This is a genomic window from Kitasatospora sp. NPDC004723 (genome assembly GCF_040609255.1).
Taxonomy (GTDB): Bacteria; Actinomycetota; Actinomycetes; order Streptomycetales; family Streptomycetaceae; genus Kitasatospora.
In genome coordinates this window covers 14,792-29,411 of record NZ_JBEXJT010000047.1, presented here as the reverse complement: position 1 = coordinate 29,411, position 14,620 = coordinate 14,792, and the positions used below count along the sequence as shown (strand labels likewise).

The window sequence follows — 14,620 nt, the reverse complement described above, 5'->3', positions numbered from 1 at the left end:
CACGCGAGCGGTGGGCCCGGGTGTCACGCCTTCGTGTGGGTGGCCGTTGGGCTGTTCTCCGTACGCGGTGGTGCAGAGACGACCGGGGGCGCGGGGTGCGAACTCGCGCCCCCGGAGGCTTCGGTGGGGCCTGCGGCGGTGCCGGATCGTTACTTCGATCGCCCGGTTCCGCTCAGCCGGGGGGGCCGGCGGAGCTGGAACCAGTAGAAGCCGTGGCCGGCGAGGGTGAGCAGGTACGGCCACTCGCCGATCGAGGGGAAGCCCACCCCGCCGATCAGCTCGACCGGGTACCGTCCGCCGTACCGCCTCAGGTCCAGTTCGGTCGGCTGCGCGAACCGGGAGAAGTTGTTCACGCACATGACCAGGTCCCCCTCGTGCTCGCGCACGAAGGCCAGCACCGCGGGGTTGCTGGAGGGCAGTTCGGTGTAGCTGCCGAGGCCGAACGCCGGGTTGAGCTTGCGGATCTCGATCATGCGACGCGTCCAGTGCAGCAGCGAACTCGAACTGCTCTGCTGCGCCTCGACGTTGGTCACCTGATAGCCGTACACCGGATCCATGATGGGCGGCAGACTGAGCCTGCCCGGGTCGGCGTGGGAGAAACCCGCGTTGCGGTCCGGGGTCCACTGCATCGGGGTCCGGACGCCGTCCCGGTCGCCCAGCCAGATGTTGTCCCCCATGCCGATCTCGTCGCCGTAGTAGAGCACCGGGGAGCCCGGCAGCGAGAGCAGCAGGGCGGTGAAGAGCTCGATCTGGTTGCGGTCGTTCTCCAGCAGCGGGGCGAGCCGCCGGCGGATGCCCACGTTGGCGCGCATCCGCGGGTCCTTGGCGTACTCGGCGTACATGTAGTCGCGCTCCTCGTCGGTGACCATCTCCAGGGTCAGCTCGTCGTGGTTGCGCAGGAAGATCCCCCACTGGCAGCCGTGCGGGATGTTGGGCGTCTTGGCGAGGATCTCCGAGACGGGGTAGCGGGACTCCCGGCGGACCGCCATGAAGATCCGCGGCATCACCGGGAAGTGGAACGCCATGTGGCACTCGTCGCCTCCGGAGGCGAAGTCGCCGAAGTAGTCGACGACGTCCTCCGGCCACTGGTTGGCCTCGGCGAGCAGCACGGTGTCCGGGTAGTTGGCGTCGATCTCCTTGCGGACCCGCTGGAGGAACTCGTGCGTCTCCGGCAGGTTCTCGCAGTTGGTGCCCTCCCGGGCGAACAGGTACGGCACCGCGTCCAGCCGGAACCCGTCGATGCCGAGGTCCAGCCAGAACCGCAGGCCGGCGATCATCTCGTCCTGGACCCGCGGGTTGTCGTAGTTGAGGTCCGGCTGGTGGGAGAAGAACCGGTGCCAGAAGTACTGCTTGCGCACCGGGTCGTACGTCCAGTTGGAGGTCTCGGTGTCGACGAAGATGATCCGGGCGTCGGGGTACTGCTTGTCGTCGTCGGCCCACATGTAGAAGTCGCCGTACGGGCCGTCCGGGTCCTCCCGGGAGGCCTGGAACCACGGGTGCTGGTCGCTGGTGTGGTTCATGACGAAGTCGATGACCACACGCATGCCGCGGGCGTGCGCCGCGTCCACGAACTCCATGAAGTCGGCGAGGTCGCCGAACTCCGGCAGCACCGACTTGTAGTCGGACACGTCGTACCCGCCGTCCCGCAGCGGCGAGGCGAAGAACGGCGGCAGCCAGAGGCAGTCGACGCCGAGCCACTGCAGGTAGTCGAGCTTGGACGTGAGCCCCTTGAGGTCCCCGACCCCGTCGCCGTTGCTGTCCTGGAAGGACCGCACCAGCACCTCGTAGAAGACCGCACGCTTGAACCACTCCGGGTCCAGGTTCTTCTTCGAGGTCTCGGGGAAGGTGTCGGGGACGGGCTCGTTCACTGTCACGCTGGGTTCCTCCGAACCGTGAGGAGGTGGGCCGGCTCGGCTGAGGGGTCGAGCCGGACGTAGTTGTGCCGGCCCCACGTGTAGGCGGCACCGGTGAGCTCGTCGTGGACCGCGAAGGGCCCGTCCCCGTCCAGGGTGACGGTGGCCGCCTGGGCGTGGTGGGGATCCAGGTTGACCACGGTGATGAGGTGGTCGGTGAGGCCGTCGGGTGTCAGGGCGGTCTTGGAGTAGGCGAGCACCTGGTCGTTGTCAGTGGGGTGGAAGCGCAGCGAACGCAGCTGCTGGAGGGCCGGGTGACGGCGGCGCAGCCGGTTCAGGACGGTGAGCAGCGGGGCGAGGGTGTCGGTGCGGCTCCAGTCCCGGGGGCGCAGTTCGTACTTCTCCGAGTGCAAGTACTCCTCGGATCCGGGGTGGGCCGGCTCGTTCTCGTAGAGCTCGAAGCCGGCGTACACGCCGTAGCTGGGGGAGAGGGTGGCGGCCAGCACGGCGCGGATCGCGAAGGCGGCCGGTCCGCCGTGCTGGAGGAAGGCGTGCAGGATGTCCGGGGTGTTGGCGAAGAGGTTGGGCCGCATGTGGGCGGCCGCCTCGCCGGTCAGCTCGGTGAGGTACTCGGTGAGTTCCGCCTTGCTGTTGCGCCAGGTGAAGTACGTGTACGACTGGTGGAATCCGATCTTCCCCAGGGTGTGCATCATCGCGGGGCGGGTGAAGGCCTCGGCGAGGAAGAGGACGTCCGGGTCGGTGCGGGCGATGTCGGCGAGCACCCGCTCCCAGAAGACCACCGGTTTGGTGTGCGGGTTGTCGACCCGGAAGATCCGGACGCCGTGCGCCATCCAGAACCGGAGGATCCGGACGGTCTCCTTGACGATTCCGTCCATGTCCTGGTCGAAGTTGATCGGATAAATATCCTGGTATTTTTTCGGCGGATTTTCGGCGTAGGCGATGGTGCCGTCCGTGCGGTGGCTGAACCATTCCGGGTGCTTGTTCACCCACGGGTGGTCGGGCGAGCACTGGAGCGCGAAGTCCAGTGCCACCTCCAGGTGCAGCGCGGTGGCCTCCGCGACGAAGTGGTCGAAGTCCTCGATGGTGCCGAGGTCCGGGTGGACGGCGTCGTGGCCCCCCTCCGGCGAGCCGATCGCCCAGGGCGAGCCGACGTCGTGCGGACCGGCCGTCAGGGTGTTGTCCGGCCCCTTGCGGAAGGCTCGCCCGATCGGGTGGACCGGCGGCAGGTAGATCACGTCGAAGCCCATCGCGGCGACCGCCGGCAGCCGCTCGGCCGCCGTCCGCAGGGTGCCCGAGCGGGGCGGCTCCACCCCGGACGGGTCCACCACCGCGCCCTCCGAACGGGGGAAGAACTCGTACCAGGAGCCGAACAGCGCCCGCTCCCGGTCCACCTGGAGCGGTGCCGGCCGGGAGGCGCTCACCAGTTCGCGCAGCGGGAAGCGGCCGAGCAGCTCCTGCACCTCCGGGGCGAGCGCGGCGGCCAGCCGGGACAGCGGCGGCAGGCCCGGGTCGCGCAGTGCCTCGGCGGCGGCCAGCACCACCGCCCGGCCCTCCTTCTTCGGCACCCCGGCCGCGGCGCGCTCCAGCAGCTGGGCGCCCTCCTCCAGGACGAGCGCGGTGTCGATCCCGGCCGGCAGCTTGACCGAGGCGGTCCTGCGCCAGCTGGCCACCGGGTCGGACCACGCCTCCACCAGGTACGACCAGCGGCCGGGGGCGGTCGGGGTGACGTACGCGCCCCAGCGGTCGGTGCCCTCGGCCAGCTCGCGCATCGGCGTCCACGGGCCGCTGCGCCCGCGCGGGTCGCGCAGCACGACGTTGGCGTTGACCGCGTCGTGGCCCTCGCGGAACACGGTCGCGCAGACCAGGAAGGTCTCGCCCGCCACGGCCTTGGCCGGGCGGCGGCCGGCGTCTACGAGGGGGCTGACGTCCAGGACGGGGATGCGGCCGATCACGGTGTCGCTCTCTGTCGTCTTGCGGGCGGCTGGCTTGCGGGCGGCGGCGGGCTTCGCGCGGGCGCGTCCGGCGGCGGGACGCGCGGCGGCGGTCCGGGCCGGTTCGGCGCCCTCGGCCCGGGGGGCGGAGGGGTCGGCGGTGCTCGCGCTGCGACGGGTGGTGGTGCGCTTGCGCGGGGCCTCGGCACGGCCGGGCCCTGGTGCGGCCCGGCTCTCGTCGGCCCCGGGTTGCCGGGCCGGTTCGTCGGGTCGCTCCGTACGGATAGCCCCGGCACCCCGGGGCCCCGGCATCGCCGCGTCTGTCCGAGTGTCAGAATCCATCCGTCCGGCGGATTCCGCGACCGCTGCGTCGAGGGTGTCGGCCACCGGTGTGGACTGGTCCCGCGTATCGCCGTGCATGCCAAACTCCTGCCCGAGATCGGCGGCAGCTCCCGCGGGCCGGCGCGGCCAGGGGAGTACCGGGAGGACTGCTGGGTGGGGAGGACGTGCGACCGGAAGCCTGCCCGCGCCGCCGTTCCGGGCAACCTGCCCCGCTCCCGCTCGGCCCGTGGCGGAGAGCCCGAGAGCCCGCGCGCGTTCCGGCGCACGCCTCTCGGGGCGCGCCTCCGGGTGCCCCAGCCCACCCGTGAACGATCAGGGCGGGACCGAGGACACGCGGCGGTCCGCGATGGGTGCCGAATGGACCAATCAGGATGAGGAACGGTCAACGCGAAAAGGATTCGGACGTGCTGCTTCGCGGGGGAACGCCACCCGTCTCCGCACACCCCGCAGCATCAACGACCGTGCTTCATCCTCGCACCGGTGGCCCCGATTCCGCAGCGGTACGCCAGGAGTTCCAACGACGATCGGGCGCGGGTCCGCCGGTGGAAATGGATCTGTTCCACGGTGTTCACGTATTGGTGGCGCGGCGCCGTGGAAAGTGCGCCTCGCGCGCCCCCCGTGCAGACCAATGCGCCGAATGCGATCTCATCAATAGGCCGAACGGATGCCGAATAGCCCAACTGACGCACCATCATGCCACCCGCCGAGGCTACGCTTCACGCCGTGAAGGCAATCCGCAGATTCACCGTCCGCACCGTCCTGCCCGAACAACTCCAGCCGTTGCACGAGCTGGCCCTCAACCTGCGCTGGTCCTGGCACCCCGAGACCCGGGACCTCTTCCGGTCCGTGGACCCGGACGTCTGGGCCGCGACGGGCGAGGACCCGGTACGGCTGCTCGGGGAGGTCCCCGCCGCCCGGCTCGCCGCGCTCGCCGCCGACCGCCGCTTCCTGCGCAGGCTCGGCGACCTCGCCGACGACCTGCGGGAGTACCTGGCCGGCCCGCGCTGGTACCAGAGCGCCGGGCAACAGGGCACCGCCCCGCTGCCCGCCGCCATCGCCTACTTCTCGCCCGAGTACGGGATCGCCGCCGCACTGCCCCAGTACTCCGGGGGCCTCGGCATCCTGGCCGGTGACCACCTCAAGGCCGCCAGCGACCTCGGCGTCCCGGTCATCGGCGTCGGGCTCTTCTACCGGCACGGCTACTTCCGGCAGTCCCTCGACCGGGACGGCTGGCAGCAGGAGCGCTACCCCCTGCTGGACCCGGACGAGCTGGCCGTCACCCTGCTCCGCGAGGGCGACGGCACCCCCAGCCGGGTCGACCTCGCCCTGCCCGGCGGCCGCACCCTCGCCGCGCACATCTGGAAGGCCCAGGTCGGGCGGGTCCCGCTGCTGCTGCTCGACTCCGGCATCGAGGCCAACTCGCCGGCCGAGCGCGACGTCACCGACCGCCTCTACGGCGGCGGCAGCGAGCACCGGCTGCTGCAGGAGATGCTGCTCGGCATCGGCGGCGTCCGGGCGGTGCGCGCCTACCAGCGGCTCACCGGCCACCCCGCTCCCGAGGTCTTCCACACCAACGAGGGCCACGCCGGCTTCCTGGGCGTCGAACGGATCCGCGAACTGGTCGCGGACACCGGCCTCGACTTCGCCGCCGCCCTGGAGGCGGTCCGGGCCGGCACCCTGTTCACCACCCACACGCCCGTCCCGGCCGGCATCGACCGGTTCGACCGCGAGCTGGTCGCCCGGCACTTCGGCGGCGACACCGCGCTGCCCGGCGTCCCGGTCGAGCAGGTGCTCGCGCTCGGCGCCGAGACCTGGCGCGGCGGTGACCCCAAGCTGTTCAACATGGCGGCCATGGGCCTGCGGCTCGCCCAGCGCGCCAACGGCGTCTCCACCCTGCACGGCGAGGTCAGCCGCTCGATGTTCAACGGCCTCTGGCCGGGCTTCGACGCCGCCGAGGTCCCGATCACCTCCGTCACCAACGGCGTGCACGCCGCCACCTGGATCGACCCGGCGGTCGTCCGGCTCGGCGCCGCCGAGATCGGCGCCGAGCGCGCCGAGGAGGCCATGACCACCGGCGAGACCCAGCGCTGGACGGGCCTGGAGAGGATCGGCAACACCGAGGTCTGGGAGCTGCGCCGCACCCTGCGCGCCCAGCTGGTCGACGAGGTCCGCCGACGGCTGCGCGCCTCCTGGCGCCAGCGCGGGGCCGGCGAGGCCGAACTCGGCTGGGTCTCCTCGGTGCTCGACCCGGACGTGCTCACCATCGGCTTCGCCCGCCGGGTGCCCTCCTACAAGCGGCTCACCCTGATGCTCCGCGACCCGCAGCGGCTGCGCGCCCTACTGCTGCACCCCACCCGGCCGGTGCAGATCGTGGTCGCCGGCAAGGCCCACCCGGCCGACGACGGCGGCAAGCGGCTGATCCAGCAGATGGTCGCCTTCGCCGACGACCCGGCCGTCCGGCACCGGATCGTCTTCCTGCCGGACTACGACATGGCGATGGCCCAGCGCCTCTACCCGGGCTGCGACGTCTGGCTGAACAACCCGCTGCGCCCACTGGAGGCCTGCGGCACCTCCGGGATGAAGGCGGCCCTCAACGGCTGCCTGAACCTGTCGGTGCTGGACGGCTGGTGGGACGAGTGGTTCGACGGCCAGAACGGCTGGGCGATCCCCACCGCCGACACCGGCGAGGGCGTGCTCGACCCGGACAGCCGGGAGGCCGAGCGGCGCGACGACATCGAGGCCGCCGCGCTCTACGACCTGATCGAGGAGCAGGTGGCCGCCCGGTTCTACGACCGGGGCTCGGACGGCCTGCCGCACCGGTGGATCGCGATGGTCCGGCACACCCTGGTCACCCTCGGGCCCAAGGTGCTGGCCGGCCGGATGGTCCGCGAGTACGTCGAACGGCTCTACGCCCCGGCCGCCCGGGCCCAGCGCGAGCTGGCCGGGACCGGCGCGTTCCGGGCCGCCCACGAGCTGGCCGACTGGAAGGCGAAGGTGCGCGAGGCCTGGCCGGCCGTCCGGGTGGAGCACGTCGAGGCGGACTGTCCGGACGAGGCGCAGGAGCTGGGCAGCGCGCTGGCCCTGCGGGTGCAGGTGGCGCTCGGCCCGCTGGAGCCGGCCGACGTCGAGGTGCAGGTGGTCTCCGGCCGGGTCGACGAGTCGGACCGGATCTCCGACGCCGCGCTGCTCGCCCTCAAGCCGGTCGGCGGGCCCGACCTCGACGGGCGGACCAGGTACGAGGGCTCCCTGGAGCTCGGCCGCACCGGGCCGTTCGGCTACACCGTGCGGGTGCTGCCCGCCCATCCCCGGCTGGCCTCGCCCGCCGAGCCCGGCCTGGTGGCGCTGCCGCCGGAGACGGCGGGGATGGACGCCGGACTGCTGCGCTGAACGCGAGCGGGGGGCACCGGTACGACCGGTGCCCCCCGAGTCCGCGCCGAGCCGCCGGGTGACAGCTCAGCGGACGGCGGCGACCAGGGCGTCGGTGACCGAGCGCCAGGCCACCCCGGCCTCGGCGAAGCCGGCCTCCCGCAGCCGTTCGAGGTGCCAGCCGGCCGGGTGCGACTCGCCGTCGGCGTGCGAGCCGTACAGCCGGTGGCGGGCGGCCACCTGCTCGGCGAGCAGCGGGTCGGCCGCGGCGGCGAGCCACCAGCCCTCCCAGTCCAGGACGCCCGCGTCCTTCTCGCGCTCCTGCCGCCCGTGCCGCAGGGCCCGCTCGGCGGTGTTGAGCAGCGGGACCGCCGGGTCGGGCATGTGGTCGGCGTTGAGGAACACCCCGCCGGGGCGGACCAGGCCGGCCAGGTCGCCGAAGAGCCGGACCAGCGCGGTCCCGGGCAGCCAGTGCAGCGCGGTGGCGGTCACCACCGCGTCGAACGGGCCGGGCGGGAGGGCGTCGGCCCACCGCGGGTCCTTGAGGTCGGCGGTGACCAGGGTGAACCGCTCGTCCTCGCCGAGGACGCCGCGGGCGATGGTCATCAGCGCCGGGTCCTGGTCCACACCGACGCTGGTGGCGCCGGGCAGCCGGGCGAACAGGCGCTCGGTGATGCTGCCGGTGCCGCAGGCGAGGTCGAGCACGCGCGGGGCGGGCCCGGTCACCGCCTCGACGACGTCGAGCATCACCCGGAACCGCTCCTCGCGGTCGGGCAGGTACCACTCCTGCTGGCGGTCCCAGCTGCGCTGCCACTGCTCCCAGTGGTGACGGTCGACCATGGTCGCTCCCCTTCGTGAGCCGGCATCGATGAGTCCTGGGAACGACCCTAGGCCCTTTCGGTAATGGATGAAAGGGCCCAGGGGTTATTACGATCGGTTGTGTCGGCGTCAGACCAGACTGCTGCGCCAGGCCTGGTGCAGCTGGGCGAAGCGTCCGGCGCCGTTGATCAGCTCGCGCGGGGAGCCGTCCTCGACGATCCGGCCCTGGTCCATCACCAGCACCCGGTCCGCGATCTCCACGGTGGAGAGGCGGTGGGCGATGATCACGGCCGTCCGGCCGGCCAGCACGGTGCGCATGGCCTGCTGCACCGCCCGCTCGCCGGGCACGTCCAGCGAACTGGTGGCCTCGTCCAGGATCAGCACCGCGGGGTCGGCGAGCAGCGCGCGGGCGAAGGCGACCAGCTGCCGCTGGCCGGCCGAGATCCGCCCACCGCGCTTGCGCACGTCGGTGTCGTAGCCGTCCGGCAGCTCGGCGATGAAGTCGTGCGCGCCGATCGCCCGGGCGGCCGCCTCGATCTCGGCGCGCTCGGCGCCCGGCCGGCCGATGGCGATGTTCTCGGCGACCGTGCCGGAGAACAGGAAGGACTCCTGGGTCACCATCACCACCCCGCGCCGCAGCTCCGGGCCGGTCAGGTCACGCAGGTCCACCCCGTCCAGGGTGATCCGGCCCTCGGTCGGGTCGTAGAACCGGGCGAGCAGCTTGGCCACCGTCGACTTCCCGGCCCCGGTCGCGCCGACCACGGCGACGGTCTGCCCGGCCGGGAGCAGCAGGTCGAACGTCGGCAGCACCTCCTTGCCGGCCCGGTAGGCGAACCGGGTCTTCTCGAAGTGCACCTCCCGGCCCTTGACGGTCGAGGCCGGCAGCTCCCTGGGCTCAGCGGGCTCGGCCACGGTGGGCTCGTGGGCGAGCAGACCGGCGATCTTCTCCAGCGCCGCGGCGGCCGACTGGTAGCTGTTCAGGAACATCGCCAGCTGGTCGATCGGCTCGAACAGCCGGTGCAGGTAGAGCACGAAGGCGGTCAGCACGCCCAGCTCGACCGAGCCGTCGGTGACCAGGTAGGCGCCGAGCACCACCACGGCGGTGGTCCAGAGGTTGGCCGTGGTCCGGGACAGGCCCCCGTAGCGGGCGACCTCCAGCAGGCCGTCCGCGGTGGCGGCGGCCGACTGCCGGTTCACCGCGCCGAACGCGATGTCGTTGGCCCGCTCGCGGCGGAACGCCTTCACCGGGCGGATGCCGTTCATGGTCTCGGTGAAGCGGACGATCAGCGAGGCCGCCGCGGTGCGCGAGCGCCGGTAGACCGGCTGCGAGCGGTGCCGGAACGACTGGGTGATCAGCCACAGCGGCAGGAAGGCGACCAGCGCGGCCAGGCCGAGCTTCCAGTCCAGCACCAGCAGGATCACCGAGATGGAGCAGACCGACAGGGTGACCGTCAACAGCTCCTGGAGTCCTTCGGACAGCAGTTCGCGCAGCGCCTCCACGTCGCTGGTGGCGCGCGAGATGATCCGGCCCGAGGTGTACCGCTCGTGGAAGTCCAGGCTGAGCCGCTGGGCGTGCCGGAAGATCCGGCCGCGCAGGTCCAGCAGGACGTCCTGGTTGACCCGGGCGCTGATCTTGATGAAGGACCACTGGAGCAGCGTGCCGAGCAGCGCGCAGCCCAGGTAGGCGGCGACCACCGCGATCAGCGGGCCGGCGTTGTCGTCGCGCAGCGCCGGGATGCCGCGGTCCAGCGCGAGGGCGACCATCAGCGGTCCGGCCTGCAGGGCGGCCTGCTGGAGCAGGATCACCGTCATCGCGGTGGCGATCCGGCGCCGGTGCGGGCCGAGCAGCGAGCGCAGCAGGGTGCTGGGTGCGCCGGGCGGGACGGGGATGTCCTCCTCGTCGTCCGGCGGGGGCAGCTCGTCCTCGGGCAGGTCGGCGTGCGGGTGGACGTCCTTCGTCCGGGTGTCGACGGGCTCGCAGGTGGTGGTCATCGGGCGGTGCTCCTCTCGGGGGCGAGGGTGGCCTCGCCCGACATGAGTGCGCGGTAACGCGCCGAGCTCTGCAGCAGTTCCTGATGGGTGCCGACCGCCTCGATCCGGCCGTCGGCGAGGACGGCGACCCGGTCGGCGAGCATCACGGTGCTCGGACGGTGGGCGACGACCAGCGCGGTGGTGGAGGCGAGGACCTCTCGCAGGGCGCGCTCGACCAGCGCCTCGGTGTGCACGTCCAGCGCGGAGAGCGGGTCGTCGAGCATCAGGAAGGACGGGTCGCCGACCACCGCGCGGGCCAGCGCGAGCCGCTGGCGCTGGCCGCCGGACAGGCCCAGGCCCTGCTCGCCGACCTCGGTGTCGACGCCCTCGGGCAGTTGGTCGACGAACCCGGCCTGGGCGGTGGCGAGGGCGGCGCGCAGCCGGTCCTCGCCCGCGCCGGGTGCGCCCATCAGCACGTTCTCGCGGATGGTGGCGGAGAAGAGGGTGGGGTCCTCGAAGGCGACCGCGACCAGTTCGCGCAGCCGCGAGCGGTCCAGCTCGCGGATGTCCTGGCCGTCCAGGGTGATGGTGCCGGCGGTGGCCTCGTAGAGGCGGGGGAGGAGGGCGGTCAGCGTGGTCTTGCCGCTGCCGGTGGCGCCGACCAGGGCCATCGTCTCGCCGCTGCGGATGTGCAGGTCGATTCCGCGGAGCAGGTCGGGGGTGTCCGCGGGGGCGTCGGGGTAGCGGAAGCGGACGCCGGTGAGCCGGATGCCGTCGGGGGTGGTGACGGTCTTCACGGCAGTGGTCGTGGTCGAGGGTGTGGCGGAGGGTGTGGTCGAGGGCGTGGTCGTGCGCACGGTTTCGGCCGGTTCGGCGTCGGGCGCGTCCAGCACCTCGAAGAAGCGGTCGGCCGCGGTGGCGGCCTCGTTGGAGTAGGCGATCAGCCAGCCGAGCGACTCGATCGGCCAGCGGATGGTCAGCGCGGTGGAGAGGAAGGCGACGAGGGCGCCGGCGCTCATCTCGTCGTGCGCGACCAGGTAGGCGCCGACCGCGAGGGAGCAGCCGAGGGCGAGCTCGGGCAGACCGATGACGATCGACCAGAGGTTGGCGAGCATGCCCGCCTTCTCCAGCTCGGTCCGGCGGAGCACGGTGGACTGCTCGTGGAACCGCTCCGACATCGAGCGGTGGCGGCCGAAGGCCTTGAGGATCCGGATGCCGAGGACGGACTCCTCGACGAGGGTGGCGAGGTCGCCGTTCCGGTCCTGCGTCATGCGGGTGGCACGGGAGTAGCGGGACTCGAACCGGCGGGTGAGCAGGAACAGCGGGAGGGTCGGAGCGAGGGTGATGAGGGCGAGCCGCCAGTCCTGGGTGAACATCAGCGCGATGCCGGCCAGGAAGGTCAGCGAGTTGACGACGAGGAAGATCAGGGGGAACGCCAGGTAAGTCCGCACGACGTACAGGTCGGACATCGCGCGGGAGAGTAACTGGCCGGAGCCCCAACGGTCGTGGAAGGAGACCGGCAGGCGTTGCAGCTTGCCGAAGAGCTCGCCGCGCATCGTCGATTCGACGCCGGCCAGCGGCCGGGCCAGGACGACCCGACGGGCGTGGAAGAAGACGGCCTCGGAGAGGCCGAGCAGGAGCAGGAGGGCCGCGTAGGGCCAGAGGGCTTCGAGGTCGTGCTCGGCGATCGGACCGTCGACGATCCATCCGAGTACGACCGGTATGACGAGAGTGCTGAGGGAGGCGAGCAGCGCGGCGGCCACCGAGACGACCAGGCGCGTGCGGACGGGACGGACGTAGGGCCACAGCCGAAGGAGCGATCGCACGGTCGAACGGCCCGGCGCGGGAGGCGCGGTGCCGGGCACTGCGACGGAATCGGTGGCTGTGTCAAGGACTGGGTTCTTGGCCATCGTGGCGAGAATAGGCCGGATACCCTCTATCGCTCAGTCAGGTATCGAACGCACCGTCGATTACCGGCCAAGTGCACGGCCGGATCAGGGCGTCACCCGGAAAAGGTGCAGGGAGCGGCCGGTGAGCAGCACCGTGTCCTTCGGAAGGTGTAGACCGGTGGGGCTGGTGTAGACCTCCGCGGCGGTGTCGACGACGGTCTCGTAGCGGGTGCCGTCGGCCGTCCAGGGGGCACCCGGCAGGACGAACGGAAGCGGGCGCGCACCGGCGTTGAGGAGCAGAAGGAAGCTGTCGTCGAGCAGCGGACGGCCGCACGCGTCGCGTTCGGAGATCGCGGTTCCCGACAGGAGCATGCCGAGCGTCGCGGACGGCGCAAACCAGTCGGTCTCGGTCATGTCCCGGCCAAGCGGGGTGAACCAGATCAGATCGGGCCGTCCGCCCGCGGTGGTGGCCCGGCCGGAGAAGAACGCCCGCTGCCGGAGCACGGGGTGGCGGCGGCGGAGCCGGACCAGAGCGGCGGTGAAGGCGCGCAGGGCGCGCCAGGCCGGGTCGTCGAGCAGCGACCAGTCCAGCCAACTGACCTCGTTGTCCTGGCAGTAGGCGTTGTTGTTGCCGCCCTGGGTGCGGCCGAACTCGTCCCCGGCGGTGAGCATCGGGACGCCGGCGGAGAGCAGCAGGGTGGCGATGAGGTTGCGCAGCTGGCGGTGGCGCAGGGCGGTGACATCGGGGTCGGCGCTGTCGCCCTCGGCGCCGTGGTTCCAGGAGCGGTTGTCGTCGGTGCCGTCCCGGTTGGCCTCGCCGTTGGCCTCGTTGTGCTTGCGGTCGTAGGAGACCAGGTCGCGCAGGGTGAAGCCGTCGTGCGCGGTCACGTAGTTGACGGAGGCGTACGGGAGCCGCCCGGCGTGCTGGTAGAGGTCGGAGGAACCGGAGAGGCGGTAGCCGAGCTCCCGGACGTCGGGGCGGGCGCCGCGCCAGAAGTCGCGCACGGTGTCGCGGTAGCGGTCGTTCCACTCGGCCCAGGGCGGGGGGAAACCGCCCACCCGGTAGCCGCCGGGGCCGACGTCCCAGGGCTCGGCGATCAGCTTCACCCGGCTGAGCAGCGGGTCCTGGGCGATGGCGGAGAGCAGCGGGTGGTCCATGGTGACCTCGTCGTCGCCGCGGGCGAGGGCGGCGGCGAGGTCGAAGCGGAAGCCGTCCACGCCCATCTCGTGCACCCAGTACCGCAGCGAGTCCGTGATCAGCCGGATCACCTGGGGGCGGCGGGTGTCCAGGGTGTTGCCGCAGCCGGTGTAGTCGGCGTAGCCGCGCGGGCGGTTGGGCGGCAGGCGGTAGTGGCCGGCGTTGTCGATGCCGCGCAGGGACAGCGAGGGGCCGAGCTCGGCGCCCTCGGCGGTGTGGTTGTAGACGACGTCGAGGATCACCTCGATGCCGGCGGCGTGCAGCGCGCGGACCATCCGCTTGAACTCGCCGACCTGGCCGCCGCGCGAGCCGGAGGCGGAGTAGCCGGCGTGCGGGGCGAAGTAGCCGACGGTGTTGTAGCCCCAGTAGTTGACGAGGCCGCGGGCCTGGAGGTGGTCCTCGCTGACGTGGTGGTGGACCGGGAGCAGTTCGACCGCGGTGACGCCGAGACCGGTGAGGTGGGCGAGGGCGGCGGGGTGGGCCAGGCCGGCGTAGGTGCCGCGCAGGGCGGGCGGGACGCCGGGGTGGCGCAGGGTGAAGCCGCGCACGTGCAGCTCGTAGAGGACGGTCTCGGCCCAGGGAGTCTTGGGGCGGTGGTCGTCGGACCAGTCGTCGTCGTCCCGGACGACGACGGATCTGGGCACGTATGGGGCCGAGTCGCGGTTGTCCCGGACGGTGTCGGCGACCTCCGCCTCGGGCCAGCCGCGGACGGCGGCGCAGGCCGCACCGTGGGAGGTGTAGCCGCCGTCGACGGCCCGGGCGTAGGGGTCGAGCAGCAGCTTGGCCGGGTTCCAGCGGGCGCCGGTCCACGGGTCCCAGCGGCCGTGCACGCGGTAGCCGTAGCGGGTGCCGGGGAGGACACCGGGGACGAAGCCGTGCCAGGTCCGGGCGTCCTGCTCGGTGAGGCGCAGCCGGGTCTCGCGGCCGTCCTCGTCGAAGAGGCAGAGGTCGACGGCCTCGGCGCCGGCGGCCCAGAGCGCGAAGTTGGTGCCGGGGCGGCCGTCCGGCCCGGGGTGGAAGCGGGCGCCCAGCGGCTGCCGGCTGCCCGGCCACGGCACCGCGCCGCCGGGCTGCGTGCGTACGGCGGTGGCCGGCTCCTGCCCTGACGCCATGGCGGTGCCCTCCCTGGCGGGGTGTCCCGGACCCCGTGCGGTCTCTCATTCCCTGTTCGCACCGGACGGAAGCGGCTGAACGCCGTCTTACCGGCAGATGGCGCCCCGGCGCGCACCC

General features: G+C 72.4%; 7 protein-coding genes. 1 reads left to right on the top strand and 6 read right to left on the bottom strand.

Going from position 1 to position 14,620, the window contains the following annotated elements:
• Nucleotides 1-149: 149 nt before the first annotated feature.
• Nucleotides 150-1,874 carry a maltose alpha-D-glucosyltransferase gene (treS, locus tag ABZW10_RS31530; RefSeq protein WP_355372746.1) on the bottom strand — a complete coding sequence of 575 codons (1,725 nt, stop codon included), beginning with the start codon at nt 1,872-1,874 and terminating at the stop codon, nt 150-152.
• The gene (locus ABZW10_RS31525; RefSeq protein ID WP_355372828.1) at nt 1,871-3,826 is read right to left on the bottom strand and encodes an alpha-1,4-glucan--maltose-1-phosphate maltosyltransferase; all 1,956 of its coding nucleotides are present in this window, start codon (nt 3,824-3,826) and stop codon (nt 1,871-1,873) included. The genes treS and ABZW10_RS31525 overlap by 4 nt, the downstream gene beginning before the upstream one ends.
• A gap of 1,044 nt (nt 3,827-4,870) precedes the next feature.
• On the opposite strand from ABZW10_RS31525, the gene glgP reads away from it, so the two are divergent.
• Complete coding sequence (gene glgP, locus ABZW10_RS31520) at nt 4,871-7,534, top strand: alpha-glucan family phosphorylase (RefSeq protein WP_355372743.1); 2,664 nt, start codon at nt 4,871-4,873, stop codon at nt 7,532-7,534.
• Between the two features lie 66 nt (nt 7,535-7,600).
• Here the strand turns inward: glgP and ABZW10_RS31515 are convergent, their stop codons facing one another.
• The 4 genes from ABZW10_RS31515 to glgX form a co-directional block, all read right to left on the bottom strand.
• Nucleotides 7,601-8,353, bottom strand: coding sequence for a class I SAM-dependent methyltransferase (locus ABZW10_RS31515; RefSeq protein ID WP_355372740.1), 753 nt, complete (start codon nt 8,351-8,353; stop codon nt 7,601-7,603).
• A 108-nt stretch (nt 8,354-8,461) separates the two neighbouring features.
• Nucleotides 8,462-10,324, bottom strand: coding sequence for an ABC transporter ATP-binding protein (locus tag ABZW10_RS31510; protein WP_355372737.1), 1,863 nt, complete (start codon nt 10,322-10,324; stop codon nt 8,462-8,464).
• Entirely contained in the window at nt 10,321-12,129 is a 1,809-nt protein-coding gene (locus tag ABZW10_RS31505; protein WP_355372734.1) for an ABC transporter ATP-binding protein, read from the bottom strand. Before ABZW10_RS31505 ends, ABZW10_RS31510 begins: the two co-directional genes overlap by 4 nt.
• A 168-nt stretch (nt 12,130-12,297) precedes the next feature.
• Nucleotides 12,298-14,502 carry a glycogen debranching protein GlgX gene (gene glgX / locus ABZW10_RS31500; protein ID WP_355372731.1) on the bottom strand — a complete coding sequence of 735 codons (2,205 nt, stop codon included), beginning with the start codon at nt 14,500-14,502 and terminating at the stop codon, nt 12,298-12,300.
• Nucleotides 14,503-14,620: the final 118 nt, after the last annotated feature.